This window comes from Brevundimonas sp. GCM10030266, assembly GCF_042666595.1.
In the GTDB taxonomy this organism is placed as follows: Bacteria; Pseudomonadota; Alphaproteobacteria; order Caulobacterales; family Caulobacteraceae; genus Brevundimonas.
In genome coordinates this window covers 321,412-348,120 of sequence record NZ_JBHTCY010000003.1, presented here as the reverse complement: position 1 = coordinate 348,120, position 26,709 = coordinate 321,412, and the positions used below count along the sequence as shown (strand labels likewise).

Here is a 26,709-nt window from a genome sequence, read left to right as displayed (position 1 = left end):
GGAACTGTAAAGGTCAGGCGAGCTGGGCGCCGGGGCGGCCGTTCTCGACCACCCAGGTGTTCAGCGTGGACAGGGTGGCGCGCGGATCGCGGGGATCGCTGATCTGCTGGTAGCGGGTGGTCATCAGATCGGGCGTGACGTCGATGGAGATGTAGCCCCGCACGCGGCTGTCGAAGAATTTGATGTGCGGATTGGCGGGCATGGCGCCCATCAGGCCCTCGTAAGGCGGACCGCCCGAGGTGATGGAGGTGCCGACGAACTCCGTCGCCACCACAGGGGAGCCCTCGTCCTCGCTGTTGAGCAGGACATCGTTGGTCCAGAACGAGTGATAGTCGCCGGCCAGCACCACGGGGTTGCTGGGCTTCAACGTATTCAGGGCGCGGGTCATGCGGTCGCGCGCGGCGGGGAAGCCGTCCCAGGTGTCGGTCCAATAGCGGGTCTCGTCGCCCCGGTTCTCGAAACGGACTCCGGCCATGACAAGGTTCTGGCCCAGGATGTTCCAGCGGGCGTCGGTGCGCGCCAGCCCGTCGTAGAGCCAGGTCTCCTGATCGAAGCCCAGGAAGGTCCGCGACGGATCGAGGCGGTCGCTGCACTGGCTGTTGGGGACGATCTGGCCCTTGGCCCCGCCCTCGATGGTGCAGGCGCCGCGTGATCGGTACTGCCGCCCGTCCAGCATGTAGAACTCGGCCAGCTGCCCATAGCGGATGCGTTTGTAGATCGGCATCTGCAGCAGGGCGTCCACCCGCGTGCGGCGGATCGGCATGGCCTCGTAGAAGGCCTGATAGCCGGCGGCGCGACGCTGGACGAAGCTGGCGGTCTCGCCGTCCTTGTCGGGCCAGACGCCGGAGTAGTTGTTCAGCACCTCATGGTCGTCCCACGTCACCAGACAGGCGGCGGCGGCGTGCAGGCGCTGCAGGTCGGCGTCGGTCCGGTGCAGGGCGTAGCGGTTGCGGTACCCGGCCAAGGTGGTGGCTTCCTCGAAGCCGTAGTTGCGCACGTTCGAGGCCGCGCGCTCGCCGGTGCGGCTGTATTCGTAGATGTAGTCGCCCAGGAACAGGGTCAGGTCCGGCGCCTCGTCAGCCATGTGGCCATAGGCGCTGAAGTGGCCGACTTCCCAGTTCGAGCAGGAGGCGACGCCGAGCTTCATCCGGTGCACGTGCGCGTTTGGCGCCGGGGCGGTGCGGGCCGTGCCGATGGGGCTCTGCTGGCCGGCGGCGGTGAAGCGATACCAATAGGGGCGACCGGGGCGCAGGCCCTGCACCTCGACGTGGACGGCGTGGGCGGTGGAGGCGTCGGCGGTGACGCGACCGCCCGCGGCGATGCGGGTGAACCGCTCGTCCGCCGAAACCTCCCACAGCAGATCAATCGGGCCGGACAGGCCGCCGAAGCCGTCCGGCGCGATCGGATTGGCGGCCAGCCGCGTCCAGATGACGAAGCCGTCGGGCCAGGGATCGCCGGCGGCGACGCCGAGCGGAAAAAGATAGGCCCCGCCAGCGTGGGCGCGGCCGAACTGCAGCACGACCGGCGCGGCCACCAGACCGCCGATCAGGGCGCGGCGGTTCAGGGACGGGGAGGGGATCAGCAGAGACATCGGCGGCGTCCGGGGCAGATCAGAACAAAGGACCGGCGGGTCGGGCGAACCGACCCGCCGGGGAGAGGCTTCGCCTAGAAGTCCATCGACAGGCGCAGGCCGACGGTGCGGCCCTGGTTCGGCGAGGCGGTCGGACGGGCCGAGCCGTTGAAGCCGTTGCGGGTCTCTTCGTAGTAGGTGTTGAAGAGGTTGCGGCCCCACAGGGTCACGCGCCAGTTGGCGTCCTGCGGTCCCATGCTGAAGTTGGCGTTCCACAGCCAGTAGCCGGGCAGGACCGAGCTGGAGGCGGCGTTGTAGATGGCGTCGCGCTGCATGTAGTTGGTCTCGGCCCGCCAGTCGAAGCCGGCCATGCCCCAGTCATAGGCGACCGAACCGCCGTAGTTGTATTTCGGGAACTGGAGCGGCTCGCCCGAACGGTCGTTGGTGATGATGACGTCCCACGGGCCGTCGACCGGGTTGGCGGCGTCGGTGGCCGCGCCGTCGATGGCGAAATACTCGGTGTATTCGCCTTCCTTGTAGCCGAAGTTCTGGCTGATGGTCAGGCCTTCGATCGGCATCCAGCTCAGCTCGATTTCACCGCCGTAGATTTCCGACTTGGGCACATTGGTGATCTTGCCGAGGCGGCCGGATTCGCGGTCGTACTCGAGCCCCTGGATCTGCTGGTTCTCGTAGTCATAGAAGAAGACCGAGCCGTTCAGGCGCAGGGTGTTGTCGAACAGGTCCGACTTGAAGCCCGTCTCATAGGCGATGACGATCTCCGGCTTGAACGGGGTCGCCGAGGTGCCGTTGTAGGTGGTGAAACCGCCCGACTTCACGCCCCGCGCCACGCTGGCGTACAGCATGGCGTCGTCGGCCAGGGCGTACTCGACGCCGAAGCGGCCGGTCACTTCCGACAGGTCGGTTTCGTAGGTGACTTCCGGCCCGACGGGCACGTTCAGGCGACGGGTGCCCGAGGTGGTCAGGCTGCGGTCTTCCTGTTCCCAGCGCAGACCGGCGATGATGTTCAGGCGATCGGTCACCGCGAAGCTGTTGTGGGTGAAGATCCCCATCGCCTGCACCGACTGGTCGTAGGGCGTGTTGATCAGTTCGCGGTTGGCGCCGCGGAACTGGGTGTAGAAGCCGCCGTCCAGGCTCTCGTCGGCATAGTGGGCGCCGACCATCCAGTTCAGGCGGCCGATCTCGTTCGACAGGCGCAGCTCCTGCGACAGCACGTCCAGGTCGTTGTAGAAATAGACGTCGGACTCGTTGAAGCGGGTGCCGTCCCAGTCGTTGTATTCCGAGCGGCTGAAGGTCTGGTAAGCGGTGACCGAGTTCAGGGTCGCCCAGCCCAGATCGGCCTCGATCCGCGCAGCCAGGTCCAGACCGTCATTGTCCCGTCCCGGCTTGGAGCCGAGCGCGCGGCCCGAAACGGCGGCCATTTCCGGCGACAACTGCCAGCCGGTGATCCGCCAGGCCGTGTCGGTCGGGTAGGTGATGCTGCCGTCATTGACCGTGTAGGGCGCGCGCAGGCGGAAGCCGAGGCCGTCCGACTTGTCCATCGCGTAAGTGGCGGCCAGATCGACGGTGACGTCCGGGGTGGCGTCCCAGGTCAGGCGACCACGGATGGCGGTCTTGTCGCGGTCGCCCAGACGTTCGCCGGTGTCGCGATGATACTGCCAGGCGCCGCCCTGTTCGGTGACGGCGGCCAGACGACCCAGCAGGCCCTCCGTGATCTGGCCCGAGACGTAGCCTTCGACCTTGTAGCGGTCATACGAGCCGTACTCGGCGGTGAAGCCCGAGCGCAGATCAGCGGTCGGGGCGTTGGTGATGATGTTCACCGCGCCGCCGGTGGTGTTGCGACCGTACAGGGTGCCCTGCGGTCCACGCAGGACCTCCATGCGGGCGATGTCGAACATCGCGCCCTGGGTGGTGATCGTATAGGGGTGCGCGACTTCATCGACATAGACGCCGACGGTCGAGGAGTTGTTCGAGGAGTATTCGCGGGTGCCGATGCCGCGGATGCGGAAGCTGGGCTGTCCGCTGCCGAACTGGCTGTCGACTTCCAGGTTCGGGACGACGTTCTCGATGTCGTTGACGACGTTGACGCCCTTTTCGTCCAGTTCCTCGCCGCCGATGACGCTCAGGGCGATGCCCACGTCCTGGCTGTTCTGGGCGCGACGCTGGGCGGTGACCACGACGTCATCGAGGGCGGCGGCCGATTGCGTGGCTTGCGGTTCGGATGCGGTCTGGGCCGCGGCAGGCAGCGCCGCCAGGGCCAGGATGGCGCTGGACGCGCCGAGAAGGAGACGTTTCATTTTTTTGACCATCCATCGGGCGACGCGCGGGGTGCCCCCACCCTCGCGGGCCGAAGTGTTTTGGGATGTTGTCGAACGCCTGTTCGTCTGGCCGAAGGGTCGAGGCGGCCCCTGCGATGGGGAGGGGCTGGGACCGCCGTCGCGACGAAGAAAAACAAACGTTCGACAACAATCCGCCACTAGGATGGCACGGCTATGCTTTTGTGACGCTTGCCTGAAGTGTTTCTGTCAGATGTTTTCGGGCTTTGTGACGGCGCGCCGAAAACGTTTGTTTTAGAGCGCCTTGCGGGCGATGAGGCCGTAGGCCGCGCTCTGGAGATCGTCGGCGGTGACGGGCGTGCCGGTCGCCAGGGCGGTCAGGGCCGCGCCCTTGTACCAGAGGGCGAAGCGGGTCGCCGCCAGTCGGGTCAGGTTGAAGTCCGTCGGCCAGATGCCGCTCTGGTTGTAGTAGGTGCCACCACCTTCGGGCCCGCGCAGCAGCATGGCCAGATCATGCAGGGAGGTGTCGCGCCGCGCCTCGATGCAGATGCTGGCGATCAGGCGGGCGTAGCGGACGTAGAAGCCCTCGGATTCCGGCTGAATGGACGCCAGCGGCGTCATGCGGCGGGTCCAGCTGTCCATGTCCACCAGCGCCGGATCGCCCTCCGGCTTCTGGCCGGCGAGATAGCGCGGCATGTCGCGGAAGACGGCGTGCCACACCGCGTCCAGCACGAATTTCCGCATGTCGGGCCAGTGGTAGGCGAGGGTGGAGGTCGAGGTGCCGGCCACGGCGCTGACCGAGCGGTTGGTGATTGCCGTCAGGCCGCCGGTCAGGATCTGGTCGGCGGCGATGTCGAGCAGTTTGCGCCGCATGGAGCCCGGCTCCACCCCTTCGGTCGGGGCCCGGGGCAGGACGAGACGGTCGCGATACCAGAGGGTCGCCGTCGCCGGTCCTTCCCGCAAGCCGAGGGCGCGGTCGACCAGGGCGCCCAGGCCCTCGGCGGCGATGGCCTCATAGTCGGGACGGCCGCTGAGGGCGCCGGCGTAGAACTGTTCAATCGTCAGGGTTGCGACGAAGGTCGCGGAAAAATCAGCTGTTCGATTGTCCGGGCCCAGATGACCGCGCCAGGACTCGACCCGCAGCGCCGTCCAGCGCCGCATCAGTTCACGCCTCGTGGGATCGGCCTCGGCATCCAGCATCAGCGCCTCCCAGATGCGCACGAAGCCGGCGTCGTCGGCGGCGCGCAGGCGCAGATAGGACTGGACCAGCGCCAGAAGGCTGTCGCGTCCCGGCGGCAGGTCTTCCGTGGCGCGGAAGAAGGCGGCGTGGAACTCGGCATCCCGGCGCAGGGCCTCTTCGCCAACCGCCTCGATCAGCCCGGCCTTGGTTCCGAACAGATTGACGATGACCGTCGTGCTCTTGCCGATCGCCTGGGCGAGGTCGCGCAGCGTCAGGCTTTCCAGTCCGACGCCGGCGGCGTGCGCGATCGCGGCGTCCACGATCTGCGCGGCGTCGATGGAACGGCTGTTCGGATCGGGGACAGGCATCCGCCTCCCAATGACCGCGTGTGGCCGGCCTGTCGAGACTGAACCTCTGCACGGGTTCTGCACGCCGTCTCCGCCGAGGCTCCTTGGGCTGTCCCGGCGCTCTGGACTCCGGCGCGCGACAAGGACGCCGCAGCCAAGGGGAGATCCATGCTCGGCACACATTCATTCACCCGGTCCGCCTTCTGGCTGAAGGTCGGTCTGGCGGCCTTGCTGGGCGGTCTGGCCCAGTTCCTGTTTATCGGCGGCTTGCCATGGGGCGCCGTCGTCGGCGGCTTCGCGGCGGCATGGCTGCTGGCGGTCGTGGCGGCGCGGCCCGGGTTGAGGCGCGACCCCCGCGCGCTGATCGCGCTGCTGGCCGCGTGCGGCCTGGCGCTGCTGATGATCGAGCGGCCAGGCTTGCTGGCCTGGCTGCTGTTCGGCCTGATGCTGACCGTCGCGGTCCTGTCGGCCCGGGTGAAGGCGGGCGAGCCGGTCTGGCGCTGGTGGCAAAGGCTGGTCGTCCACGCGGTCGTCAGCGTGGCCGGGCCGTTCATCGACCTGCACCGACTGACCCGGCGTCGGCGGCGGCCGCGCCTGCACCGCCAGTCGCCCCTGACCCTGATCCGCGCCCTGGCCCTGCCGGTTATCGGCGGTCTGGTCTTCCTGACGCTGTTCGCCCGCGCCAATCCGCTGATCGACGAGGCCCTGCACGCGGTGCATGTGACCGGGCCGTCGGGCGAGATGATCGGCCGGGGCGTGTTCGCCCTGTTCGTCGCCCTGGCGACCGGCGCGCTGTTGCGGCCGCGCTGGCGTCGCAAGCTGATGGCCCTGCCGTCGCTGGGACAGCGCGCCCTGCCGGGCGTCAGCACGGCCTCGGTGATCCTGTCCCTGATCGTCTTCAACGCCCTGTTCGCGCTGCAGAACGGGCTGGACATCGCCTTCCTGTGGAGCGGGGCGCCCCTGCCCGGCGAGATGACGCTGGCCGACTACGCCCATCGCGGGGCCTATCCGCTGATCGCCACCGCCCTGCTGGCGGGCCTGTTCGTGCTGGTCGCCCTGCGGCCGGGATCGGAGACGGCGCGGCGGCCACTGGTGCGTCGTCTGGTGGTGTTGTGGGTCGGGCAGAACATGGTGCTGGTCGCCTCGGCCCTGCTGCGCACGGCGGACTATGTCGAGGGCTACGCCCTGACCCGGTTCCGCATCGCGGCGATGATCTGGATGGTGCTGGTCGGCGTCGGCCTGCTGCTGATCTGCTGGCGGCTGCTGAAGGGCAAGGACGGCCACTGGCTGATCGACGCCAATGTGAAGCTGGCGTTGATCGTTCTGGCCGCCGTCAGCGTCGTCGATCTGGGCGCGATCGCCGCCAGATGGAACGTCCGGCACGCCCGCGAGATCGACGGCACGGGCGCGGTGCTGGACCTCGGCTATATGCGCAGCCTCGGCGCCCCTGCGCTGGTGTCGTTGGTCGAGCTGGAGCGGACCACGACAGACGCCGATCTGAAGGACCGCGCCGCCGCGGTGCGCACCGACATCCACCGGACCCTGCGCCGCCAGCAGGCCGACTGGCGTAGCTGGACCTGGCGGGGTGCGCGACGGCTGGCGAAGGTCGAGGCCATGGCGGCCGAGCGTCCGCTGGTCACGCCGAAGCCCGGTGACCGGACCTGGGAGGGTGAAATCCTCAGCCGGCCGCCTCCGCCCGCGCCCGAGGCGCCGGCCCCGTCGCTCCTGCCGCCGCAGGAGACCGCACCCACCCCGTTGACCTCTGCCTCCGGAGTCTGAACATGGCGATCATGCAGCGCACCGTTCTGGTGGTCGATGACGACCCCCACATTCGCGACCTTCTGACCTTCGCCCTGCGCAAGGCGGGACTGGCCACGCGTGAGGCCGGGGATGGGGAGGCGGCGCTGACCGATCTGGAGGCGCATCCCTCCGATCTGGTCGTGCTGGACATCAACATGCCGCGCATGGACGGGATCGAGACCTGCCGCCGCCTGCGGGCGAAGGGCGACACCCCGGTGCTGTTCCTGTCCTCGCGCGACGACGAATTCGACCGCATCCTGGGCATCGAGCTGGGCGCCGACGACTATGTCACCAAGCCGTTCAGCCCGCGCGAGGTGGTGGCCCGGGTCGCCGCCATCCTGCGCCGTACGGCGCGGACGCCCGCGCCCCTGCCGTCCGGCGCGGTGACCCACGGCAAGCTGTCGCTCGACGCCGAGGGCTGGCGCGCCGCCTGGGCCGGAGCCGAGGTGCCGCTGACCGTCACCGAGTTCGCCATCGTGCGGGTGCTGGCCGCCCAGCCGCGCATGGTCTTCACCCGCGACGCCATCATTGACCGGGTGCACGGGCCCGGCTTCGCCATGACCGACCGGACCATCGACAGCCATGTCCGCAACCTGCGCGGCAAGTTCGCGGCGGTCGGCGGCGGAGATGTGGTCGAGACCCGCGCCGGGCTCGGCTACCAGCTTGGGCCCTGTCTCGGCGCCGCCGCGTGACCCCACGTCCGGCGAAGGGCGAGCCGGGTCGTTTCCGCCTGTTCGTGCGGCGGCACTGGCCCGCCCTGCGGCTCAGGACCATCCTGCTGGCGGTGCTGCTGTTCGCGGCCCTTCTGCCGGGCTTCGCGGGCATCTTCCTGCGGGTCTATGAGAACACCCTCGTCCGCCAGACCGAGGCCGAACTGGTCGCCCAGACGGCGGTTCTGTCGGCGACGGCGGAGGCGCTGTGGCCCGGCTCGCGCCTGACCTCGCCGACCGAGGCGCAGCGGCTGGCGCCCGGCTGGTATCGGCCCGAGGGGGCGACCATCGACCTGGGCTCGACGCCCGTCCTGCCCGCCCGTCCGGCCGCTGCGCCGGCGTCGCCGCCGCGTCCGGATGCGATGGCGGTCGGTCAGCGGCTGGACGCCATCATGGAGGAGACCAGCCGCACGACCCTGGCCTCGATCATCCTGCTGGACCGGGACGGCACGGTGGTGCGCGGCTTCGGTCAGGGGGGCAACTGGAGCGCCCTTCCCGAGGTGAGGTCGGCGCTGGCGGGTCGGCCCTCGACCGTGCTGAGGCGGAACGACGGCTATCGTCCGCGCTATTCGATGGAATGGCTCAGCCGGGCGTCGGGCCTGCGCATCCATCACGCCCGACCGGTGACGGTGAACGGGCAGGTGGAGGGGGTGGTGCTGGTGTCCCGGTCGCCCCGCGCCCTGTTCAGGGGCATCTATCAGGATCGCATCAAGATCGCGCTGGGCATCGTCGGGGTGCTGGGCTTCATCGCCTTCCTCGCGGTGCTGGTCTCGCGCGGCATCGCAAAGCCCATCGAGGCGCTCAGCCGGGCCACGCGCGAGGTGGCCAGCGGGGGCGGACAGGCGCCGCCGCCGCCCGCCACCGCCGCCATCGAGATCCGCACCCTGTACGAGGATTTCGGCGTCATGGCCGAGGCCATTGATCGTCGCTCCCGCTACCTGCGCGACTTCGCCGCCGCGGTCAGCCACGAGTTCAAGACCCCGCTGGCCGGCATCAACGGCGCCGTCGAACTTCTGCAGGATCACGACGACATGTCGCCGGCGGAGCGCCGCCGTTTCCTCGACAACATCGCCGCCGACGGTCGCCGTCTGTCGGCGCTGGTCACCCGGCTGATGGATCTGGCGCGGGCCGACATGGCGCGGCCCGAGGCGGGGCTGTCGGTGGACCCGCGACCGCCGCTGCTGAAGGCCGTGGACGCCGCCTCGCCGGACCTGACGATCACTCTGGACCTGCCCGCCGATATGCCGCCCGTCGCCGCCCCCGAGGCGACACTGGAGGTGGTGGTGGCGACCATGCTGGAGAACAGCCGTCAGGCCGGGGCGAGGACCGCACGGATCGCCGCCCGCGTCGCCGGCGAGACCGTGATCCTGTCGATCTCGGACGATGGGCCGGGGGTTACGCCCGCCGACCGCCAGCGCATCTTCGAGCCCTTCTTCACCACCCGCCGCAGCGAGGGCGGCGCCGGGCTGGGGCTGTCCATCGCCCGCGCGTTGCTGGCCGCCAATCAGGCGACGCTGGACCTTGTGCCGTCAGAGGGTGGGGCGGTGTTCGAGATCGGTCTGCCGAAGGCCTAGCGCCAGGGCGTCCCGTCGCCGTGTTTGCCCACGCTCTTCCACTCGGGCGGGGCGGCCTTGTGCACGAATTGCTCCGAGACCAGCCAGCCCTTCAGCGGGCGCAGCACGGCCAGACAGGCGAGGGTGAGCAGGGGCATGGTCACGACGAAATGCACCCAGACCGGCGGGTGGACCGTGAACTCGAACCACATGAACAGCCCCATGCCGATCACCCCGACCAGGCTCATGCCGAAGAAGGCCGGGCCATCCGCCGGGTCGGCGAAGCTGTAGTCCAGGCCGCAGTTCGGGCAGTTCTCGCGGATCTTCAGGAAGCCGCGCAGCAGCGGACCTTCGCCACAGCGCGGGCAACGGCAGCGCAGGCCGGTCTTCAGGGTGCTGAGGCGCGGATATTCGGGTTCGCTCATGGCGTGTCCGGCTCCTTCGTGACCGGATGTCGGCCTGTCATGGACAAACCGCAACCCGGGCTGTTTGTCACGGTGGGCAAATTGACTACGCAGAACCCCGGTCACCATCCGTTAACCGCGTTTAAAGAGCAGTCGCGCGAGTGTGCGCGCGTATGTCCGGGGCCCGCACCAGAACGCGCATCCTGAAGTCGACCGTGGCGGCCGCCGCGGCCGGCGCGGTCGTGCTCGCCCCGCTGGCGCCGCTGTACGCCCAGGAAGGCGGCGCCGCGCCGCTGGATCCGGTGACCATACGGGTCGGCGCCAACGAGACCTTCACCCGCGTCGAGTTCGCCGGCGTCATCGGCGCCCGGTCGCAGGTTCGTCGCGACGGCCGAGACGTGATCGTCCGTATCGGCGCGACCGCCGCGCCGGACATCTCGCGCCTGCGGGTCGATCCGCCGCGCGGGGTGGAAAAGGTCGAGACCCGCGCCGTGCGGGGCGGCACCGAACTGGTCCTGACCCTGGCCGAGGGCGCGGACATCCGCACCGGATCGGCTGACGGGGCGGTCTTCCTCAACCTGTACGCCACCGCCCCCGAGGCGCCCGCCACTCCGCTGACCCCGGCGCAGGTCGCGACCGTGCCGGTGGTTTCACGCACCGGACCGGACAAGGTCAGCCTCGACTTCAAATGGGAACAGCCCGTTGCGGCCGCCGTCTTCCGGCGCGGCGATGCGGTCTGGGTCGTGTTCGATACGCCTGCCCGCTTCAACATGGACGGCGCCCGGGCGCTCGGTCCCGCCACAGGCGCCCACTGGACCGCCGCGCCGGATCATGTCGCCGTCCGCATCGCCGCGCCGCGCGCCCTGAGGGTGTCCGCCGTCGCGACCGGCTCGACCTGGACGGTCACTATCGGCGGTCCCGCCGCCTCGGCCGGGGGCGTCACCGTCGATCGTGATGACAGCGGCGAGCCGGTTCTGGTCGCGCGCATGGCCGGGGCGACCAAGGCGATCTGGCTGACCGATCCGCTGGCCGGGGATCGCTTCGCAGCCGTCACCGCCCGCGCTCCGGGCAAGGGCTTCGCCGACAGCCGCCAGACCATCGACATGACCCTGCTGCCGACCGCGCACGGTCTGGCGGTGGAGACGATGGTCAGTGATCTGGCCGTCCGGGCGGATGGCGATCTGGTCACCCTGAGCCGTCCGGGCGGCCTGACCCTGTCGGCGCCGTCCGCGACCCTGGAGGCCGCCCCCGCCGAAGCGGGCGCGCCGCAGAAGGGGCGCTATCCGGGCCTGATCGTCGAGGGGTGGGAAAGCACGGGTCATGCCGGCTTCTCGGCCCGGTATCGCGAGTTGCAGGATGCCGCCGGCGTTGAGGCCGCGGCCGCCGGCGACGACCCCCGGGCACCGATCGAGGCCCGCATGGCGTTGGCCCGCTTCCTCGTCGCCTCGGGCCTCTATTACGAAGCCATCGGTGTGATGAACGCCATCGTCGCCCAGGCGCCGAACATGGCCGGTGAACCCGAACTGCGGGGTCTGCGGGGCGCATCGCGGGCTGCCATCGGGCGACTGGCGGAGGCGCAGGGCGACTTCGCTTCCGCCGCCGTCGCCGGTGATCCCGCCTCCGCCGTCTGGCGCGGCTATATCGCCTCGAAGCAGGGGGACTGGGAGACGGCCCGTCAGGCCTTCTCGGCGGGCGCCGGGGCCGTGGACGACTTCCCGCCGGTCTGGCGCGCCCGCTTCGGCGCCGCCCATGCCGAGGCCGCGCTGGAAAGCGGCGACCCGGAAGCCGCGCGCGCCCTGCTGACCTATGTCTTCAGCCAGAACGCCCCGCCCGCCGACCAGCTTCAGGCGCGCATCGTGCAGGCCCGGCTGTTCGAACAGGACGGCATGGGCGACCGGGCGCTGGCGGTTTACCGCGCCGTCGGTCGTGCGCCGCTGGACAATCTGGCCGTCCCCGCCCGTCTCGGCGTGATCCGCCTGTCTATGGCGCGCGGTACGATGAAGGCCGACGCCGCGGCCAAGGAGCTGGAGGCGCTGCGCTGGCGCTGGCGTGGCGAAGCGACCGAGCTGTCGGTCATCCGCCAGCTGGGCAAGCTGTACCTGTCGCAGGGCCTGTACCGTGAGGCGCTGACGGCGCTGAAGGGCTCGGGCGGGCGGATGCAGCGCCTGCCCGGCGCGGCGGATCTGCAGATCGACCTGTCCAACGCCTTCCGCATGCTGTTCCTGGAAGGCGGCGCCGACGGGCTTCAGCCGGTGCAGGCGCTGGGCCTGTTCTACGATTTCCGCGAACTGACCCCGATCGGCGCCGACGGCGACGAGATGGTGCGCCGTCTTTCGCGACGGCTGGTGGATGTGGATCTGCTGGATCAGGCCGCCGAACTGCTGGAGCACCAGGTCGGCAGCCGCCTGGAGGGCGTGGCCAAGGCCCAGGTCGCCACCGATCTGGCCACCATCTATCTGATGGACCGTCAACCGGAGAAGGCGCTGCAGGCGATCTGGAGCTCGCGCTCAACCCTGCTGCCGACAGCCCTGAACGCCGAGCGCCGGGCGCTGGAGGCGCGGGCGCTGATGAACCTGGGCCGATACGATCACGCGCTGGAAGTGCTGGGAACGGACGCCTCGAACGAGGCCAAGGCGGTGAAGGCCGAGATCTTCTGGAAGCAGGAGAACTGGGGCGGCGCCGCGACCCTGTACGAAGGCGCGCTGGGCGACCGGTTCGCGAATCCGGCGGCTCTGACCCAGGACGAGGAAGCCCGGCTGATCCGCGCCGGCGTCGGCTATTCCCTGGCCCGCGACACGGCGTCCCTGACGCGGTTGTCGCGAAACTATCGCCCCTATATCGCCGGGGCCCGATCCAAGGTCGCCCTGTCGATCGCGCTGGAAGGCATGGGCGGGACCGAGGGCACGGCCTCGGTCAGCGACTTCGCCACCCTCAGCGCCACGGCCGACACCTTCGCGGGCTGGGTCAATGAGATGAAGGCCGAGCTCAGACAGAAAACGGGCGGGAATCGCCCTGCGACACCCGCCCGCTCCTAAGTCAGCGAAGGCGGCGATCCCGAAGGTCCGCCGCCCCGAAACTCGCTTACTTGTTCACCGCATCCTTGAGCGGCTTCGACACGCGGAAGCGCACGGCCTTCGAGGCAGCGATCTGGATCGTGCCGCCGGTGGCCGGGTTGCGGCCTTCACGGGCGGCGCGGGCGGCGGTGTCGAACACGCCGAGGTTCGAGATGCGCACGTCGCCGCCGGCGACCAGCGACTTCTGGATGTTTTCGACGATCGCGGTCAGAACGCGGCCGGCGTCGGCTTGGCTGACACCCGCGTCCTTGGCGACGGCGGCGATGAGTTCGGCTTGAGTGGTCATTGTGGGTCGTTTCCCGATTAAGTTCGCCCCGCGAGTCAGGGGCGATGACGGACGGATCAACGCCGCTTTTTATCCGCAAGGCAAGCGGCTTTGGCGCTGAAAGGCCCACGGGCTGGGGATTTACCCGCCTCCGGACGCTCTCTGGAAGCTCTCCACGAGGCTCCCCGCGACCAGTCTCCAGCCGTCCACGAGGACGAAAAAGATCAGCTTGAACGGCAGCGAAATGACCACGGGCGGCAGCATCATCATACCCATGGACATGAGCACGCTGGCGACCACCAGATCGATCACAAGGAACGGAACGAAAAGGAGAAATCCGATTTCGAAGGCGCGCTTCAGCTCGCTGATCATGAAGGCCGGGGTGACCACCCGCAGGGGCAGGTCGATGGCCTGCTGCGGGGCCTCGATGTTGGACAACCGGGTGAACAGGGCGAGGTCGTCCTGATCGACCTGACCGAGCATGAAAGTCTTCACAGGTTCTGATGCCGCATCGAAGGCCTGTGGCAGCTCCATCTGCTGATCCAGCAGGGGGCGGATGCCCGAATCATAGGCGTCCTGCCAGGTCGGAGCCATGACGATGGCGCTCAGAAACAGGGCCAGGGAGACCAGAACGGCGTTGGGCGGCGACTGCTGCATGCCCAGCGCCGTGCGGAGCAGGGACAGCACCACGATGATCCGCACGAAGCTGGTCGTCATGATCACGATGGACGGCGCCAGCGACAGCACGGTCATCAGGCCGACCAGTTGGACGACCCGCTCGGTCAGGCCCGCGCCGGTGCCCAGATCGACGTTGATCGCCGCGCCGCCGGACGCGACTTCCTGCGCCAGGGCCGCCAGCGGCCAGCACAGGCAGAGCAGGGTGGTCAGCAGCGACAGCAGGGCCGCGCGCTTCAGCTCCGCCCGGGTGGGCATGCCGAACACGCCCTTCAGGCCGGCCCCGGCTTTCACTTGCCCGCCTCCGGGCCGCGCGGCTCGATCAGCTCGCGGCCTTCGCCCAGCAGGATCAGGCGCTCCTCGCTGTCGACCTTGACCAGGACCAGACGACGGGCCGGGTCCAGCACCAGGGTCTCGACCACCTGCATCCGGCGCTCGCCGCGTTCGGCGCTGAGCCGGGCCAGCAGCTGGGGCGCATAGCGACGCGCCGCCCAGGCGGCCAGACCGATGATGCCGAGGGTGAAGGCGAGGGCGAAGACGGCCCTGAGCAGATCGAGGAAATTCATGCGAACGGGCCCCGCCGGAGACTGATTCCGACGCCGCAGATTTCGGCGATCATGGTTAACGTCGTGTTGAGATAACCCCTCGTTAACCATGCAGACGGCATTTTCTGCCTATCGACCTTGGGCGATCCGCGCCCGGAGACCCGATGCCGTGGGCTTCACCGACCTTCCGCTGCTGAGCCAGATCAAGGGCCGCCTGTCATGGCTGGACCAGCGCCAGCGCGTGATCGCCGAGAACGTCGCCAACTCGGACACGCCCGGCTATGTCGGTCGCGATCTGAACCAGCCGACGGACTTCGCCGCGGCCATGCGCAGTGGGGGCGGCGGTCTGCAGATGACCCGCACCAGCGCCATGCATATCGCGCCCGCCGGACAGGCGGCGGCGCGCTTCGACACGGTCAAGGCGCCGGACTCCGAAACGACCCTCGATGGCAATGCCGTGGTGGTCGAGGAGCAGATGCTGAAGATGGCCGAGAGCCGCATGGCCTATGACGCGGCCATCGGCTTCTACCAGAAGTCCATGAACATGCTGCGCACCGCCGCGCGCGCCCCCGGCCGCTGATAGAGGGAGAGTAACCGATGCCCGATCCCGTCCCGCCCCGGAACAACGCCATGGCCGTCGCGGCCGGCGCCCTGAAGGCGCAACAGTCGCGCATGCGTATCATCGCCGAGAACATCGCCAACGCCCAGTCGACGGCCCTGACCCCGGGCGGCGAGCCCTATCGTCGCCAGATCCCCGTCTTCCAGGCGCGCGAGATCAACGGCGCCACCAGCGTCACCCTGGCCGAGGTTCGCCCCGACCAGAGCGAGTTCAACACCGAGTACGATCCCTCGCACCCGGCGGCCAACGCCGAGGGCTATGTGCTGCGCCCCAACGTCAACACCCTGGTCGAGGCGATGGACATGCGCGAGGCCCAGCGGGCCTATGAGGCCAACCTGAACGTCATCGAGACGGCGCGGACGATGGAAACCCGCACCCTCGACCTGATCAAGCGATAGGACTGAGCCATGAATCCGATGATGGCGGCCAAGGCCTATTCGGCGATCCAGGGCGGGGCCATGCCGACCGCGCCGGCGACGGCGCCCCAGCAGTCCGGCTTCGCTGAGATGCTGACCAATGTCATGGGCGACATGACCCAGGCGACGCGGGGCGCCGAAACCCAGATGGCCACCTCTGTGCAGGGGCAGGGCAGTCTGATCGACGTCGTCACCGCCATCAGCTCCGCCGAGGCCTCGCTGGAGCAGGTCGTGGCCGTGCGTGATCAGGTCATCTCGGCCTATCAGGAAATCATGCGGATGCCGATCTGACGGTGAGCCGGGGCGATCCGGTCCAGCTTACGTCGAATTCACGTGGCGTTCCGCATCCACCGGGCGATGACGAGGCCTCTAGGGTGAACGCCTGACTGGAGCCTCCATTGTCCCGCATGACCCTCGCCGCCTGCGCCGCGGCCCTGCTGACCGTCGCCCTCCCCACGACCGCTTTCGCCCAGCGCGGCCCTCAGCCGGTGGTGCTGGTTCGCGCCGGCAACCTGTTCGATTCCGAGGCCGGTCGGATGGTCGGGCCGCGCGACATCCTGATCCGGGGCGACCGCGTGGCCGAGGTCGGGCAGGGGCTGACGGCGCCGGAAGGCGCGATGGTTGTCGACCTGTCGCAATGCTCGGTCATCCCCGGGCTGATCGACGCCCACACTCATTTGCTGCTGGAGCAACGCAGCGGCGAGGGGCTGTCCAATGTGGCCGCGCGGGATCACGGCGTGCAGGGCGATGTCTACCGCGCCCTGACCGGCGCCCAGCGGGCGCGAGGTTACCTGGAGGCGGGCTTCACCACCGTCCGCGATCTCGGCAACTCGGGTCGGTTTCTCGATCTTCAGCTCGAGCGTGGAATCAACGACGGTCTCGTGCCGGGGCCGCGCATCTACGGTTCCGGTCCGGGGCTGGCGCCGGCGGGCGGTCAACTGGAGCCTCAGCCGGTGGACCACCATGACCTGATCGAGGGCGAGTACCGGATCATCAACGGCGCGGACGACGCCCGGGCGGCGGTGCGCGATGCGGTCGCGCGCGGCGCTGACGTCATCAAGATGTTCCCCGAAGCCACACCCCAGCGCACCCGGCTGTCGGTCGAGGAAATGGCCGCCATCGTCACCGAGGCGAAGCGGCTGGGCGTGCCGGTCGCCGCCCACGCCACCTCTGACGCCGCCATTCGCGAAGCCGTCGAGGCGGGGGTGAACTCGATCGAGCACGGCTACGAGATTTCCGACGACACCCTGCGGCTGATGGCCCGCAAGGGCGTCTGGCTGGTGCCGACCGATCCGTCGCTGGAAATGGCGCTGGAGTTCACCCGCAGCTGGCCCCGGCAGCCGCCGCGTGAGGAGGTGGATCGTCACCTTCAGGCCGGGCGAGATCGGCTGATGCGGGCGCATCGGCTGGGCGTCCGCATCGCCCTGGGTTCGGACCTCTACTTCCCCTATGCCCCCGGTCGCGGAGCGGGCTCGCGCGGCACGATGGACGGCTATGTCGAGGCCGGATTGACCCCGACGCAGGCCCTCCAGTCCGCGACGTGGGAAGCGGGGCGTCTTCTGGGCGACGACGGGCTCGGCGTCCTGCGTCCCCGGTCATGGGCTGATCTGGTGGCGGTTCAGGGCGACCCGACCGCCGGCCTGTCGCCGTTGCGCGCCCCGCGTCTGGTGATGAAGGGCGGACGGATCGAGGCAGGGTCAGCGAGCGCCTGCGCCAGCTGACACGGAACGGCTTGGGCGGTTGTACGCTGCCTCCCGGAACAAGGGAGATCGCCATGCTCAAGGATCGTAGCTCATCCGCCATCGTCGCCGTCAGCGACCTCAACCGCGCCCGCGTCTTCTATGAGGACATCCTGGGCCTGACCCTGCTCGAAAGCAGCGCCGAGAACGGGGTGCTGGTTTTCCGTACCGGCCAGACCCAGCTGACGGTCTATGTGTCAGAGTTCGCCGGGACCAACCGCGCCAATGCGGTGACCTGGGAGATGAAGGGCGATCTGGTCGAGGTCGTGGATGACCTTCGATCAAAGGGCGTCGCCTTCGAACACTATCCCGACATGGGCCTGACGCTGAACGGCGACATCCACGAAGCCGGACCGATGAAGCTGGTCTGGCTCAAGGATCCAGACGGCAACATCCTGCATCTGATCGAGGGGATGTAGGCCTCAGCCTTCGATCGACACCACCGGCTGCAGCTTCGGCTCGGCCGTATGACGGCGGCGCGATTTCAGCCAGCCGCGGATGCGGTTCTGGATCGGGGTGTCGATGATCATGTGGAACAGGAAGGCGAAGACGAAGGCCGCCGCCACGCCCGCGACCCACAGCGCCCACTGCACCGGCGAGGGCAGGGCCAGTTTCGCGACCAGCACATTGGTCACGCCGAACCAGGCGATCCGGACCACCTCATTGGTGATGAACATCGAGAACGAGACCTGCGCGGCCTTCTCGATGAATTTCGACGGGCGCGGGGTCGGCGTGGCGCCGGCGGCCAGGATGATGGTCGAGATACAGGCCAGCGAGATCAGGGCGTGCTTGTCGAAATACTGGACGAAGGCCAGCGCCAACGCGGCGCCGATCCCGGCCCAGCCCGCCAGCTTCGGTGCGATCCAGACCTTCTGGGCGAACCAGGCCAGGCACATGCCCAGGAAGAACAGCGGCAGGGCCCGGAAGAAGCCGAAGCCCATCGGCATCTGGTAGACGGGGTAGCCCAGCAGGGTCCAGGTCAGCTGGTTGGCCAGCAGGTACACGGCGATGCCGGTCGCCAGAACGCTCCACGGCCCCAGCTTCACCAGACCGCGCAGGATCCACGGGAAGGCCAGGTAGCAGCCGATCAGGGCCGAGACCGACCAGCTCGGCGCGTTCCAGCCATAGCCGCCGGGAATGCCGAAGGCCTGCGTCAGCGTCAGCTGCGCGGGCAGCTGATCCCAGCGGAACCACTCGGGCGATCGCGGGCCGAAGCCGAAGGCGCCGCCGACGACGACCAGCGCGACCAGCGACAGGCCCATGATCAGATGGGCCGGGACCACGCGCAGATACCGCTTCAGGAAGAAGTCCCCCGCCGACATCGAGCCGCGCGACACCGAGGCGCCATAGACCCGCATCAGCACATAGCCGCTGTCGATCAGGAAGAAGTTGGTCAGCAGGAAGCCGCCGCGCTCGAACACGGGGTGCACGCCCTCCGCCAGCGGCACGGGCGCCGACATCTGGAAGTGATGCAGGATGATCAGGCTGGCCACGATGAAACGCAGGGCGTCGAGCCACCCGCCCCGAACGATGGGCAGTGTCTCATTCCGGGTCGAAATCGCGGTCCAGGGCATCAGATCAGCCTCCTTCGCGCGGATCGCCGCAAGGTCCGGGCCAGCGATCCGCCCGGCGACTTGCATCGTTAACGGACGCAGTTACGCTTACGGATCAGTGCTTTTCGCCAGCGGGATTCACCATGGCCCAGTCGATTCTCATCGCCGAAGACGAAGCGGACATCCGCGAACTCTTCACCCTGATCCTGTCCTCGGCGGGCTATGAGGTGACCACGGTGGCGGATGGGGTCGAGGCCCTGACCCGTCTGGCCTATGCGCCGCCGTCGATGGTCATTCTCGACCTCAACATGCCCCGGGTGGACGGGCTGGAGGTGCTGGCCGCCATTCGGACGGTCGAGGCGTGGAAGGACGTGCCGGTGCTGGTGCTGACCGCTTCGGGCACGGGAGACAATCTGGTCGCGGCCCGGCGGCTGGGCGCGCGGGGCTATCTGTTGAAGCCGCTGACGCCTTCCGGCCTCGTTGAGCGTGTCGAACAGGTGCTCGGCGACAAGACCCTGATCTGGCTCGACGACATCACGCGGTCGCGGACGGCCTGACGGCGCGGTTGCCAATCCGGTCGGACTCGGGCATCTGCCGGCGCGTCACAAGGACCCGTTCATTCGGGTGGCTACCCCGGGCGCCGATCCCTCGGGAAACCTGAACCGGACGAAGCGCGATGCGCCGCCGGTCCACACCGCAGACCGATCCATGACCATCTTTGCCTCCGCGCGCCAGCAATGGCTCGCCAACCCGCGCCGCGACCTGCTCGCCGGCACGGTCGTCGCCCTCGCCCTGATCCCCGAGGCGATCGCCTTCTCCATCATCGCGGGCGTCGATCCCGCCGTCGGCCTGTACGCCAGCTTCATCATCGCGGTGACCATCTCGATCGTCGGCGGCCGTCCGGCGATGATCTCGGCCGCGACCGGGGCGATGGCCCTGGTCATGGTCACCCTCGTTCGCGATCACGGGCTGGAGTACCTCTTCGCCGCCTCCCTGCTGACCGGCGTGTTCCAGATCCTCATCGGCCTGCTGAAGCTGGGCCGCTACATCCGCTTCGTCAGCCGCAGCGTGATGACCGGCTTCGTCAACTCGCTGGCCATCCTGATCTTCCTCGCCCAGATGCCCGAGCTGATCGGCGCCAATTGGCAGACCTTCGCCCTCGTGGCGGCGTCGCTGGCGATCATCTACGGCGTGCCGCGGATCACCAAGGCCATCCCGTCGCCGCTGATCGCCATCGTGGTCATCAGCGCCTTCGTCATCTGGACCGGCATGGATGTCCGCACCGTCGGCGACATGGGCCAGATGCCCTCGACCCTGCCGGTCTTCCACATCCCCGCCGTGCCCCTGACGTGGGAGACCTTCACCATCATCGGCCCGGTGGCGGCGACCCTGGCCTTCGTCGGCCTGCTGGAATCCCTGCTGACCGCCAATCTGCTGGACGACATCACCGACACCCCGTCCGACAAGGATCGCGAGACGCGCGGTCAGGGCATCGCCAACATCGCCGCCTCCCTGTTCGGCGGCATGGCCGGCTGCGCCATGATCGGCCAGTCGATCATCAATGTGACCTCGGGCGCACGAGGCCGCCTGTCGACCCTCTGGGCGGGCCTGTTCCTGCTGTTCCTGATCCTGGTGCTTCAGGACTGGGTCGCGCGCATCCCGATGGCCGCGCTGGTGGCGGTGATGATCATGGTCTCGGTCGGCACCTTCGACTGGAAGTCGGTGCTGAACCTGCGCTCGATCCCGCTTCAGTCATCGATCGTGATGATCGCGACCACGGTCACGGTCGTCGCCACCCATGATCTGTCCAAGGGGGTGGTGCTGGGCGTGATCCTGTCGGCCGTCTTCTTCATGCGGAAGCTGGGCAAGACCATCGTCGTGCAGGAGATCGAGACGCCGGAGCCCGGCGTGCTGCGCTATCGCGTCAGCGGCCAGCTGTTCTTCGGCTCGGCCGATGTCTTCGCCGCCGCCTTCGAGCATCATGGTCAGCCGACCCGCGTCGAGATCGACATGACCGACGTGCATCTGTGGGATCTCACCGCCGTCGCCGCCGTGGACAAGGTGGTGTTCCGCTATCGCCGTCAGGGCGCGGAGGTGCGCGTCATCGGCATGAACGAGGCCGGGCAGTCGCTGATCCAGCGCGTCGGCCAGCACGACAAGGCCCACCTGCCGGCAGGCGCGACCCACTAGGGAAGGGCGGTTTCGACCGCCCTATTTCCGCGTCAGTCGCAGGAACTCTTCACGGGTGCGCGGGTCGTCGCGCATGACGCCGCTCAGGTGGCTGGTGGTCAGGCTGGCGCCCGGCGCATTGACGCCACGCAGGGTCATGCAGCTGTGCTCGGCCTCGATGACCACGCCCACACCCTGCGGCCGCAGGACTTCCTCGATGGCCAGGGCGATCTCGGAGGTCATCTTCTCCTGGATCTGCAGGCGGCGGGCGAAGCCGCGCACCACCCGGGCCAGCTTGGAGATGCCGACCACGCGGTCCGTCGGCAGGTAGCCGACGTGGGCCACGCCGACGACCGGCAGCATGTGGTGCTCGCAGGCGCTGACGAAGCGGATGTCCTTCAGCACGACCATCTGGTTGTAGCCGCCGACCTCCTCGAAGGTCTTCTCCAGATACTGGCGCGGGTCGGTCTCATAGCCCTCGTAGAGCTCGCGATAGCTGCGCGCCACGCGCGCCGGCGTCTCCAGCAGGCCCTCGCGGTCGGGATTGTCCCCTGCCCATTCGATCAGGGTGCGGACAGCGGCTTCGGCGTCGGCCTGGGTGATGCTCGGCTTGGTCATGGGGGCCTTAGACCCCGAAGCGGGGTGAAGTTCCAGTGGCTTTGGCTACCGCAGCGCCCAGTTCGCCGGATCGAGGACTTCATTGGGCAGCATGACGTCGGTGGGCGACAGCACGGTCCGGCGCACCTCGCGGGCCGCTACTGATGACCCTCCGCCTCGCGTATGGACCCGTTCCCCAAGAAGATCGCCTTCCGGCGTCAGGCACTCGAACCGGCCATAGTCGGCGACGCCGGGCGTCATGAAGCTCCAGGCGCAGCTCTCGCCATCGACCGTGAGAGGGACGAGATCATCGCGGTTCGAAGGCTCCGGCGGGGGGGAGTCCAGGGTCGGTGGCAGGGCCGACATTGTCAGCGAGACGTACCGCCCCTCGGCATCGATGTTGGCGGCGACGAATCCGCGGCCTGAACGGTCCCTGACCGTGATCCTGCGGGGTTCATCGAAGCGCACGATCTCGCCCATTCGAGCGAAGCGCTTCTCGATCCGGCTCGCGCCCTGATCACCATCGCTGAGGCTGACGATCACGCCCTGCGCAGGACTTGACGGCCAGTTGATCGCCCAACGGTTCGGATCAAGCAGGTCGGATGGGGGCGTCACGACATCGGCCGCCACCGTCCCCCGGACAAGGCTGATCGCTCTCATCTCGCGGCGGTAAGGGCCGTTGGTGCTCTCGTACCGATGCCAGAGTTCGATGCCGTCGTCCGTAATACAGCTCAACCAGCGCGCATCCGAAGCGGTGGTCATCACGCGCGAGGTTATGTCCCATACCGCACAGGTCTCGCCCAGCAGATGGTCGGTCTCGCCGGTGGGGCGCACAGGACCGTTATCGGAGGGGCCGTCCCTGGTGGCGGTCATGTGGAGGTAGACGTACCGACCATCCTCTCCACGTGTGAAGCTGACCGTGACAGGCGCGCTCAGGCTGACGAGATAGGTCGCCGACCCCTGCAGATCGCTGGTGTCGACGCGTGCCCAGTTTCCATGACGGCGGACCGTGCGGCGATCATTCCGGGCGGTGTCGTCGCCGATCATGACGACGATGTGGTCCGGCGATGCCTTCGGTGCGAACGGAGCCCGGTCCGCGTCCCTGCCAGTCGCCCATCTCGGGGGAACCTGTGTCTGCACATAGGAGGTGGGGCCGAGGATGGCTATTGCCAGGCAGATCGCCAGATCCCGGACCATATCGTGTGCTCCCCCGTTCGGATGAGGTTGGGGCGCCAGGGGTTTAAATGCCGCCTACTGTTTACGGTTTACGTCCACTAACGCCTTGTTAACCACGCTCCCGGCATTTCTTGCCTGGTTCGGCTGCGCGTGTTGCGGCCTCGGGAGTGTGGGATGAACGGCGCGGAAGTTCTGGATGTGGGTCGCGACGCCCTGTGGCTGACGATCCAGCTGTGCGCGCCTGTCCTGCTGGTCGGGCTGGTCGTCGGCGTGGCCATCGGTCTGGTGCAGGCCCTGACGCAGATCCAGGAACAGACCCTGATCTACGCCCCCAAGATCATCGCCATCTTCGTTTCGCTCCTGCTGTTCCTGCCGCTGATGGGCGCCCTGCTGGGCGGCTTCATGCGGACCATCGCCGCGCGCATCGCCGGCATGTGACCGGCGCGTGGAGCCGTACGCCACATCTGAACAGGTCTGGCAGGGCGCGCTGATCTTCGCCCGGATCGGCGCGGTGCTCCTCATGCTGCCTGGCGTGGGCGAAAGCTATGTGCCGCCGCGCATTCGCCTGTCGTTCGGGCTGGTCGTGACCCTGGCCCTGTGGCCGGTGGTGGCGGGCAGTCTGCCGGCCTTGCCGGCGACGGTGGGCGGCATGGCCGGCTGGGTCATCCGCGAGGTCATCGTCGGCCTGATGATCGGCGCCCTGCTGCGCAGCTTCCTGACCGCCCTGTCGACGGCGGGCGAGATCGTGTCGCTGCAGACCACCCTCAGCTTCGCTCAGACGGCCAACCCGATGCAGGCCCAGCCGGGCACGACCATCGCGGCCTTCCTGATGCTGCTGGGCACGACGCTGATCTTCGCCACCAACACCCACCACCTGTTCATCGCCGGTCTGGTCGGCTCGTATGAGCTGATCGCCCCCGCCCGCCCGCTGGTCACCGGCGACTTCACCACCCTGGCGATCCGGACGCTGGGCGACAGCTTCGCCCTGGGCGTGCAGCTTTCCGCGCCCCTGCTGGTCTTCGCCCTCATCTTCAACCTGGCCTCGGGACTGGTCGGCCGCGTCATGCCGGCGTTCCAGATCTTCTTCGCCGCGGCCCCGCTCAGCGTCATCCTGGGCCTGTCGATCTTCGCCCTGAGTCTCGGCGTGGTCGGCACGGTCTTCATCGACCGCTACCGGGCGCTGATCCAGCTCTTCGCGGGAGGCGCCGGTGGCTGAAGGCGCCGATCCCGAGTCGAAGACAGAAGAAGCCACCCCACGAAAATTAGCCGATGCGCGGCTGAAGGGGGATATCGCCAAGTCGATGGATGTCGGCTCGGCGGCGTCATTGCTGGGCGCGGCGGCGGTCCTGCTGGGCGCGGGCGGCTATTTCGCCACCTCGATGGCGGAGCAGTTCCTGCCCTTCATCGCCTCGCCGCACGCCATGCTCGGCGGACTGGATGCGGGCGCGGGCGTCGAGATCGGCATGCAGGCCCTGTGGGCGGTGACGCCCTTCCTCGGCGCGGTCATGCTGGCCACCATCATCGGCGGCGTCGGCGGCAATCTGGCCCAGTCCGGCATCCTCTTCACCGCCGAGAAGCTGAAGCCCCAGTGGAGCCGGATCAATCCGCTGGAGGGCTTCAAACGCATCTTCGGGCCGGACGGCCTGTTCCAGTTCGGCAAGACCTTCCTGAAGCTGATCGTGGTCGGCTTCATCTGCTGGATGGTGCTGAAGCCGCACATGCGTCAGTTCGAGAACATGGCGGCCATGCCCCCCGCGGCCATCCTGCCGCTGGCGCGCGACATGGCCATCGCCCTGATGGTGGCGGCCCTGATCTTCCTCAGCTTCACCGCCGGTGCGGACTACATCTGGCAGAAGTTCCGCTTCGCCAAGCGGATGCGGATGTCCAAGGAAGAGCTGAAGGAAGACTACAAGCAGTCGGAAGGCGATCCGCACGTCAAGGCGAAGCTGAAGCAGATCCGCATGCAGCGCAGCCGCCAGCGGATGATGGCCAATGTGCCCAAGGCCACCGTCATCGTCACCAACCCGACCCACTACTCCGTCGCCCTTCGGTACGAGCCCGATCAGGGGGATGCGGCCCCGGTCTGTGTGGCCAAGGGCGTCGACGCCCTGGCGCTGCGGATCCGGGAGGTGGCGCGTGAGCACAAGGTCCCGATCGTGGAGAACGTGCCGCTGGCGCGGGCGCTCTACGCCGCCGTCGATATCGACGAGACTATCCCGCGCGAGCATTTCGAGGCCGCCGCCAAGCTGATCGGCTTCGTCATGGGGCAGCGCAAAAAACGCTGATAGGCCGGGGTCTTAACGCGGCGTTTACCATGGGCCCGGCATTTTCTGCCCAGCGGGTCGGATGAGGGTCCCGTGAGTATCGGGGCTAGAGCGCGTGGGCGGCTTCACGGCGGCGTTGCAGAGATTCGGGATCGGTCGGCTGGCCGTGGTGCTGGGCGTCGCCGCCGGCGTCGCGGCGGTGCTGATCGCCGTCATGCTGCGCATCGGCCAAGCGCCCGACGCCCTGCTGTATTCCAACCTCGATCTGCGCGAAGCCTCGGAAGTCACCACGGCGCTGGACAGCGCGGGCATCAAATACAGCTCGCGCGGCGACGGCTCGACCATCTTCGTCAACCGCGATCAGGTCGGCGAGGCCCGCATGCTGGTCGCCGGCAAGGGGCTCGTGACCTCGGGCAGCGTCGGGTACGAGATTTTCGACAACCAGTCGGTGCTGGGCCAGACCGAGTTCCAGCAGAACCTGAACGCCAAGCGCGCCCTCGAGGGCGAGCTGGCCCGCACCATCCAGAGCATGCGCGGCATCCAGTCGGCCCGGGTGATGATCGCCCTGCCGGAACGCCAGCTGTTCCAGTCCCAGGCCGCGGAGCCGACCGCGGCTGTCGTCGTCGGCGTGACGGGCGGTCAGCTGAGCGGCGCGCAGGTGCAGGCGATCCGCAACGTCGTCGCCTCGTCCGTGCCGAACCTGAAGACCGAGAAGGTCACCCTGACCGACACGTCGAACCGCACCCTGGCGGCGGGCTCGGGCGCCGACGGCTTCAGCGCCGCCTCCGCCGAGGAGGCGCGTGGCCAGACCGAGGCCCAGCTGCAGGCGCGCATCAAGGATATCGTCGAGGGCGTCGTCGGCGTCGGCGGCGCGCGGGTGCAGGTCACCGCCGAGATCGACCATGCCCGCTCGACCACCCAGGAACAGCGTTTCGATCCGGACGGCCAGGTCGTCCGCTCGACCTCGACCAACGGCACGGAAAGCACGGACACGACCGCCGTGCCGGACGGCGGCGCGACCGCGACCAACAACATTCCCGGCGGTCAGGCCCCCAACGCCGGGCAGCAGGGCTCGCGCGACACCCAGAACACCGAGACCACCAACTACGAGATCTCCAACACCACCACCACCACGGTGAAGGAAGCCGGCGAGGTCAAGAAACTGGCCGTCTCGGTCGCGGTGGACGGCAAGTGGACGCCCGCCGCCAACGGCAATGGCGAGCCGACCTATGAGGCCCGCACCGCCGAGGAGATCGCCCAGATCAAGTCGCTGGTCGCCGCCGCCGTCGGCATCGACGAGGCCCGCGGGGACAAGATCGAGGTGCTGAACGTCCGCTTCAACCGCGACCCGGTCGCGGGCGGCGGCGCGGAGGCCGGTTCCTCGATGTTCGACTTCACCAAGAACGACATGATGCGCGGCGTGGAGCTGCTGGTGCTGCTGATCACCGGCATCCTGCTGATCTTCTTCGTCCTGCGCCCGCTGCTGAAGGCCGCGACCGGCGGGGCGACCGCCACGCCGCAACTGGCCGGACCGGGCGGCGTCCCCGTCACCTCGCTGCAGACCAGTATCGTCGGCGGCGCGGGCGGAGTGGACGGCCTGCCGCAGCTCGGTGGTCCGTCGGAGATGGATCAACGGCTCGACATCGCCCGCATCGAGGGGCAGGTGAAGGCGTCGTCGGTCAAGAAGGTCGCCGAGTTCGTCGAGAAGCATCCGGAGGAATCCACCGCGATCCTGCGCAACTGGGTGCATGAGACCTGA

The 26,709-nt window shown here is 68.5% G+C and carries 25 protein-coding genes and 1 other annotated feature; of the genes, 15 read left to right on the top strand and 10 right to left on the bottom strand.

Features of this window, described 5'->3' with window-relative positions; genetic code table 11:
* Window positions 1-13: 13 nt before the first annotated feature.
* From ACFQQC_RS11520 to ACFQQC_RS11510, 3 genes are all read right to left on the bottom strand, one after another.
* Window positions 14-1,591 carry an alkaline phosphatase D family protein gene (locus ACFQQC_RS11520; RefSeq protein ID WP_376862533.1) on the bottom strand — a complete coding sequence of 526 codons (1,578 nt, stop codon included), beginning with the start codon at window positions 1,589-1,591 and terminating at the stop codon, window positions 14-16.
* Window positions 1,592-1,665: 74 nt separating this feature from the next.
* Window positions 1,666-3,885, bottom strand: coding sequence for a TonB-dependent receptor (locus ACFQQC_RS11515; RefSeq protein ID WP_376862532.1), 2,220 nt, complete (start codon window positions 3,883-3,885; stop codon window positions 1,666-1,668).
* A gap of 273 nt (window positions 3,886-4,158) precedes the next feature.
* A complete protein-coding gene (locus tag ACFQQC_RS11510) occupies window positions 4,159-5,412 on the bottom strand; it encodes a TetR/AcrR family transcriptional regulator (protein WP_376862531.1) in 1,254 nt (417 codons plus the stop codon).
* 147 nt (window positions 5,413-5,559) lie between these two features.
* On the opposite strand from ACFQQC_RS11510, the gene ACFQQC_RS11505 reads away from it, so the two are divergent.
* The 3 genes from ACFQQC_RS11505 to ACFQQC_RS11495 are packed head-to-tail and all read left to right on the top strand — an operon-like array spanning window position 5,560 to window position 9,475.
* Window positions 5,560-7,170, top strand: coding sequence for a DUF4173 domain-containing protein (locus ACFQQC_RS11505; protein ID WP_376862530.1), 1,611 nt, complete (start codon window positions 5,560-5,562; stop codon window positions 7,168-7,170).
* Between the two features lie 2 nt (window positions 7,171-7,172).
* Window positions 7,173-7,883 (top strand): response regulator, encoded by a 711-nt coding sequence (locus ACFQQC_RS11500; RefSeq protein ID WP_376862529.1) that lies wholly within the window; start codon window positions 7,173-7,175, stop codon window positions 7,881-7,883.
* Window positions 7,880-9,475: a histidine kinase dimerization/phospho-acceptor domain-containing protein gene (locus ACFQQC_RS11495; protein ID WP_376862528.1), complete on the top strand. Its 1,596-nt coding sequence runs from the start codon at window positions 7,880-7,882 to the stop codon at window positions 9,473-9,475. The genes ACFQQC_RS11500 and ACFQQC_RS11495 overlap by 4 nt, the downstream gene beginning before the upstream one ends.
* On the opposite strand, the gene ACFQQC_RS11490 is transcribed toward ACFQQC_RS11495, so the two are convergent.
* Window positions 9,472-9,879 (bottom strand): DUF983 domain-containing protein, encoded by a 408-nt coding sequence (locus ACFQQC_RS11490; RefSeq protein WP_376862527.1) that lies wholly within the window; start codon window positions 9,877-9,879, stop codon window positions 9,472-9,474. The genes ACFQQC_RS11495 and ACFQQC_RS11490 overlap by 4 nt on opposite strands.
* A gap of 194 nt (window positions 9,880-10,073) precedes the next feature.
* Here ACFQQC_RS11490 and ACFQQC_RS11485 point away from each other — a divergent pair, with 194 nt between their 5' ends.
* Complete coding sequence (locus ACFQQC_RS11485) at window positions 10,074-12,893, top strand: tetratricopeptide repeat protein (protein WP_376862526.1); 2,820 nt, start codon at window positions 10,074-10,076, stop codon at window positions 12,891-12,893.
* 46 nt (window positions 12,894-12,939) lie between these two features.
* Here the strand turns inward: ACFQQC_RS11485 and ACFQQC_RS11480 are convergent, their stop codons facing one another.
* From ACFQQC_RS11480 to ACFQQC_RS11470, 3 genes are all read right to left on the bottom strand, one after another.
* A complete protein-coding gene (locus ACFQQC_RS11480; protein ID WP_141627534.1) occupies window positions 12,940-13,218 on the bottom strand; it encodes an HU family DNA-binding protein in 279 nt (92 codons plus the stop codon).
* Window positions 13,219-13,338: 120 nt separating this feature from the next.
* The gene (fliP, locus tag ACFQQC_RS11475; RefSeq protein WP_376862685.1) at window positions 13,339-14,130 is read right to left on the bottom strand and encodes a flagellar type III secretion system pore protein FliP; all 792 of its coding nucleotides are present in this window, start codon (window positions 14,128-14,130) and stop codon (window positions 13,339-13,341) included.
* Between the two features lie 32 nt (window positions 14,131-14,162).
* On the bottom strand, window positions 14,163-14,438 hold the full coding sequence (locus tag ACFQQC_RS11470) for a flagellar biosynthetic protein FliO (protein WP_376862525.1): 276 nt from the start codon (window positions 14,436-14,438) through the stop codon (window positions 14,163-14,165).
* A 148-nt stretch (window positions 14,439-14,586) separates the two neighbouring features.
* On the opposite strand from ACFQQC_RS11470, the gene flgB reads away from it, so the two are divergent.
* The 5 genes from flgB to ACFQQC_RS11445 all read left to right on the top strand — a co-directional run bounded on the left by flgB (window position 14,587) and on the right by ACFQQC_RS11445 (window position 17,610).
* Window positions 14,587-14,997 (top strand): flagellar basal body rod protein FlgB, encoded by a 411-nt coding sequence (gene flgB / locus ACFQQC_RS11465; RefSeq protein ID WP_376862524.1) that lies wholly within the window; start codon window positions 14,587-14,589, stop codon window positions 14,995-14,997.
* A gap of 17 nt (window positions 14,998-15,014) precedes the next feature.
* Entirely contained in the window at window positions 15,015-15,434 is a 420-nt protein-coding gene (gene flgC, locus ACFQQC_RS11460) for a flagellar basal body rod protein FlgC (protein WP_376862523.1), read from the top strand.
* A 9-nt stretch (window positions 15,435-15,443) separates the two neighbouring features.
* A complete protein-coding gene (locus ACFQQC_RS11455; protein WP_376862522.1) occupies window positions 15,444-15,743 on the top strand; it encodes a flagellar hook-basal body complex protein FliE in 300 nt (99 codons plus the stop codon).
* Between the two features lie 116 nt (window positions 15,744-15,859).
* Window positions 15,860-17,173, top strand: coding sequence for an amidohydrolase family protein (locus tag ACFQQC_RS11450; protein WP_376862521.1), 1,314 nt, complete (start codon window positions 15,860-15,862; stop codon window positions 17,171-17,173).
* Window positions 17,174-17,226: 53 nt separating this feature from the next.
* Window positions 17,227-17,610, top strand: a complete 384-nt coding sequence (locus ACFQQC_RS11445; protein WP_376862520.1) for a VOC family protein — start codon at window positions 17,227-17,229, stop codon at window positions 17,608-17,610.
* Window positions 17,611-17,613: 3 nt separating this feature from the next.
* On the opposite strand, the gene ACFQQC_RS11440 is transcribed toward ACFQQC_RS11445, so the two are convergent.
* On the bottom strand, window positions 17,614-18,765 hold the full coding sequence (locus ACFQQC_RS11440; protein ID WP_376862519.1) for an acyltransferase family protein: 1,152 nt from the start codon (window positions 18,763-18,765) through the stop codon (window positions 17,614-17,616).
* A gap of 122 nt (window positions 18,766-18,887) precedes the next feature.
* On the opposite strand from ACFQQC_RS11440, the gene ACFQQC_RS11435 reads away from it, so the two are divergent.
* Both ACFQQC_RS11435 and ACFQQC_RS11430 read left to right on the top strand, forming a co-directional pair.
* Entirely contained in the window at window positions 18,888-19,301 is a 414-nt protein-coding gene (locus ACFQQC_RS11435; RefSeq protein ID WP_376862518.1) for a response regulator, read from the top strand.
* Between the two features lie 48 nt (window positions 19,302-19,349).
* Window positions 19,350-19,402, top strand: a sequence feature (sul1 is cis-regulatory element that is thought to sense ions involved in sulfur or methionine metabolism; They are found in Alphaproteobacteria).
* Between the two features lie 56 nt (window positions 19,403-19,458).
* The gene (locus tag ACFQQC_RS11430) at window positions 19,459-20,934 is read left to right on the top strand and encodes a SulP family inorganic anion transporter (protein ID WP_376862684.1); all 1,476 of its coding nucleotides are present in this window, start codon (window positions 19,459-19,461) and stop codon (window positions 20,932-20,934) included.
* Window positions 20,935-20,955: 21 nt separating this feature from the next.
* Here ACFQQC_RS11430 and folE read toward each other — a convergent pair whose 3' ends face one another.
* Window positions 20,956-21,531, bottom strand: a complete 576-nt coding sequence (gene folE, locus ACFQQC_RS11425; RefSeq protein WP_376862517.1) for a GTP cyclohydrolase I FolE — start codon at window positions 21,529-21,531, stop codon at window positions 20,956-20,958.
* A gap of 45 nt (window positions 21,532-21,576) precedes the next feature.
* Window positions 21,577-22,707: a hypothetical protein gene (locus ACFQQC_RS11420; RefSeq protein ID WP_376862516.1), complete on the bottom strand. Its 1,131-nt coding sequence runs from the start codon at window positions 22,705-22,707 to the stop codon at window positions 21,577-21,579.
* A gap of 153 nt (window positions 22,708-22,860) precedes the next feature.
* Between ACFQQC_RS11420 and fliQ the strand changes: the two genes are divergently transcribed.
* The 4 genes from fliQ (at window position 22,861) to fliF (ending at window position 26,709) form a co-directional block, all read left to right on the top strand.
* Window positions 22,861-23,124 (top strand): flagellar biosynthesis protein FliQ, encoded by a 264-nt coding sequence (gene fliQ, locus ACFQQC_RS11415; protein ID WP_376862515.1) that lies wholly within the window; start codon window positions 22,861-22,863, stop codon window positions 23,122-23,124.
* Window positions 23,125-23,131: 7 nt separating this feature from the next.
* The gene (gene fliR / locus ACFQQC_RS11410) at window positions 23,132-23,902 is read left to right on the top strand and encodes a flagellar biosynthetic protein FliR (RefSeq protein WP_376862514.1); all 771 of its coding nucleotides are present in this window, start codon (window positions 23,132-23,134) and stop codon (window positions 23,900-23,902) included.
* Window positions 23,895-24,971 (top strand): flagellar biosynthesis protein FlhB, encoded by a 1,077-nt coding sequence (gene flhB / locus ACFQQC_RS11405; protein ID WP_376862513.1) that lies wholly within the window; start codon window positions 23,895-23,897, stop codon window positions 24,969-24,971. Before fliR ends, flhB begins: the two co-directional genes overlap by 8 nt.
* A 94-nt stretch (window positions 24,972-25,065) precedes the next feature.
* Window positions 25,066-26,709: a flagellar basal-body MS-ring/collar protein FliF gene (gene fliF / locus ACFQQC_RS11400; RefSeq protein WP_376862512.1), complete on the top strand. Its 1,644-nt coding sequence runs from the start codon at window positions 25,066-25,068 to the stop codon at window positions 26,707-26,709.

Excerpts from the sequence above, each read along its gene's own strand:
- ACFQQC_RS11520 (WP_376862533.1), bottom strand. The coding sequence starts at position 1,591 with ATGTCTCTGCTGATCCCCTCCCCGTCCCTGAACCGCCGCGCCCTGATC.
- ACFQQC_RS11515 (WP_376862532.1), bottom strand. The coding sequence starts at position 3,885 with ATGAAACGTCTCCTTCTCGGCGCGTCCAGCGCCATCCTGGCCCTGGCG.
- ACFQQC_RS11510 (WP_376862531.1), bottom strand. The coding sequence starts at position 5,412 with ATGCCTGTCCCCGATCCGAACAGCCGTTCCATCGACGCCGCGCAGATC.
- ACFQQC_RS11505 (WP_376862530.1), top strand. The coding sequence starts at position 5,560 with ATGCTCGGCACACATTCATTCACCCGGTCCGCCTTCTGGCTGAAGGTC.
- ACFQQC_RS11500 (WP_376862529.1), top strand. The coding sequence starts at position 7,173 with ATGGCGATCATGCAGCGCACCGTTCTGGTGGTCGATGACGACCCCCAC.
- ACFQQC_RS11490 (WP_376862527.1), bottom strand. The coding sequence starts at position 9,879 with ATGAGCGAACCCGAATATCCGCGCCTCAGCACCCTGAAGACCGGCCTG.
- ACFQQC_RS11480 (WP_141627534.1), bottom strand. The coding sequence starts at position 13,218 with ATGACCACTCAAGCCGAACTCATCGCCGCCGTCGCCAAGGACGCGGGT.
- fliP (WP_376862685.1), bottom strand. The coding sequence starts at position 14,130 with ATGCCCACCCGGGCGGAGCTGAAGCGCGCGGCCCTGCTGTCGCTGCTG.
- ACFQQC_RS11470 (WP_376862525.1), bottom strand. The coding sequence starts at position 14,438 with ATGAATTTCCTCGATCTGCTCAGGGCCGTCTTCGCCCTCGCCTTCACC.
- flgC (WP_376862523.1), top strand. The coding sequence starts at position 15,015 with ATGCCCGATCCCGTCCCGCCCCGGAACAACGCCATGGCCGTCGCGGCC.
- ACFQQC_RS11455 (WP_376862522.1), top strand. The coding sequence starts at position 15,444 with ATGAATCCGATGATGGCGGCCAAGGCCTATTCGGCGATCCAGGGCGGG.
- ACFQQC_RS11450 (WP_376862521.1), top strand. The coding sequence starts at position 15,860 with ATGACCCTCGCCGCCTGCGCCGCGGCCCTGCTGACCGTCGCCCTCCCC.
- ACFQQC_RS11445 (WP_376862520.1), top strand. The coding sequence starts at position 17,227 with ATGCTCAAGGATCGTAGCTCATCCGCCATCGTCGCCGTCAGCGACCTC.
- ACFQQC_RS11440 (WP_376862519.1), bottom strand. The coding sequence starts at position 18,765 with ATGCCCTGGACCGCGATTTCGACCCGGAATGAGACACTGCCCATCGTT.
- ACFQQC_RS11435 (WP_376862518.1), top strand. The coding sequence starts at position 18,888 with ATGGCCCAGTCGATTCTCATCGCCGAAGACGAAGCGGACATCCGCGAA.
- folE (WP_376862517.1), bottom strand. The coding sequence starts at position 21,531 with ATGACCAAGCCGAGCATCACCCAGGCCGACGCCGAAGCCGCTGTCCGC.
- ACFQQC_RS11420 (WP_376862516.1), bottom strand. The coding sequence starts at position 22,707 with ATGGTCCGGGATCTGGCGATCTGCCTGGCAATAGCCATCCTCGGCCCC.
- fliQ (WP_376862515.1), top strand. The coding sequence starts at position 22,861 with ATGAACGGCGCGGAAGTTCTGGATGTGGGTCGCGACGCCCTGTGGCTG.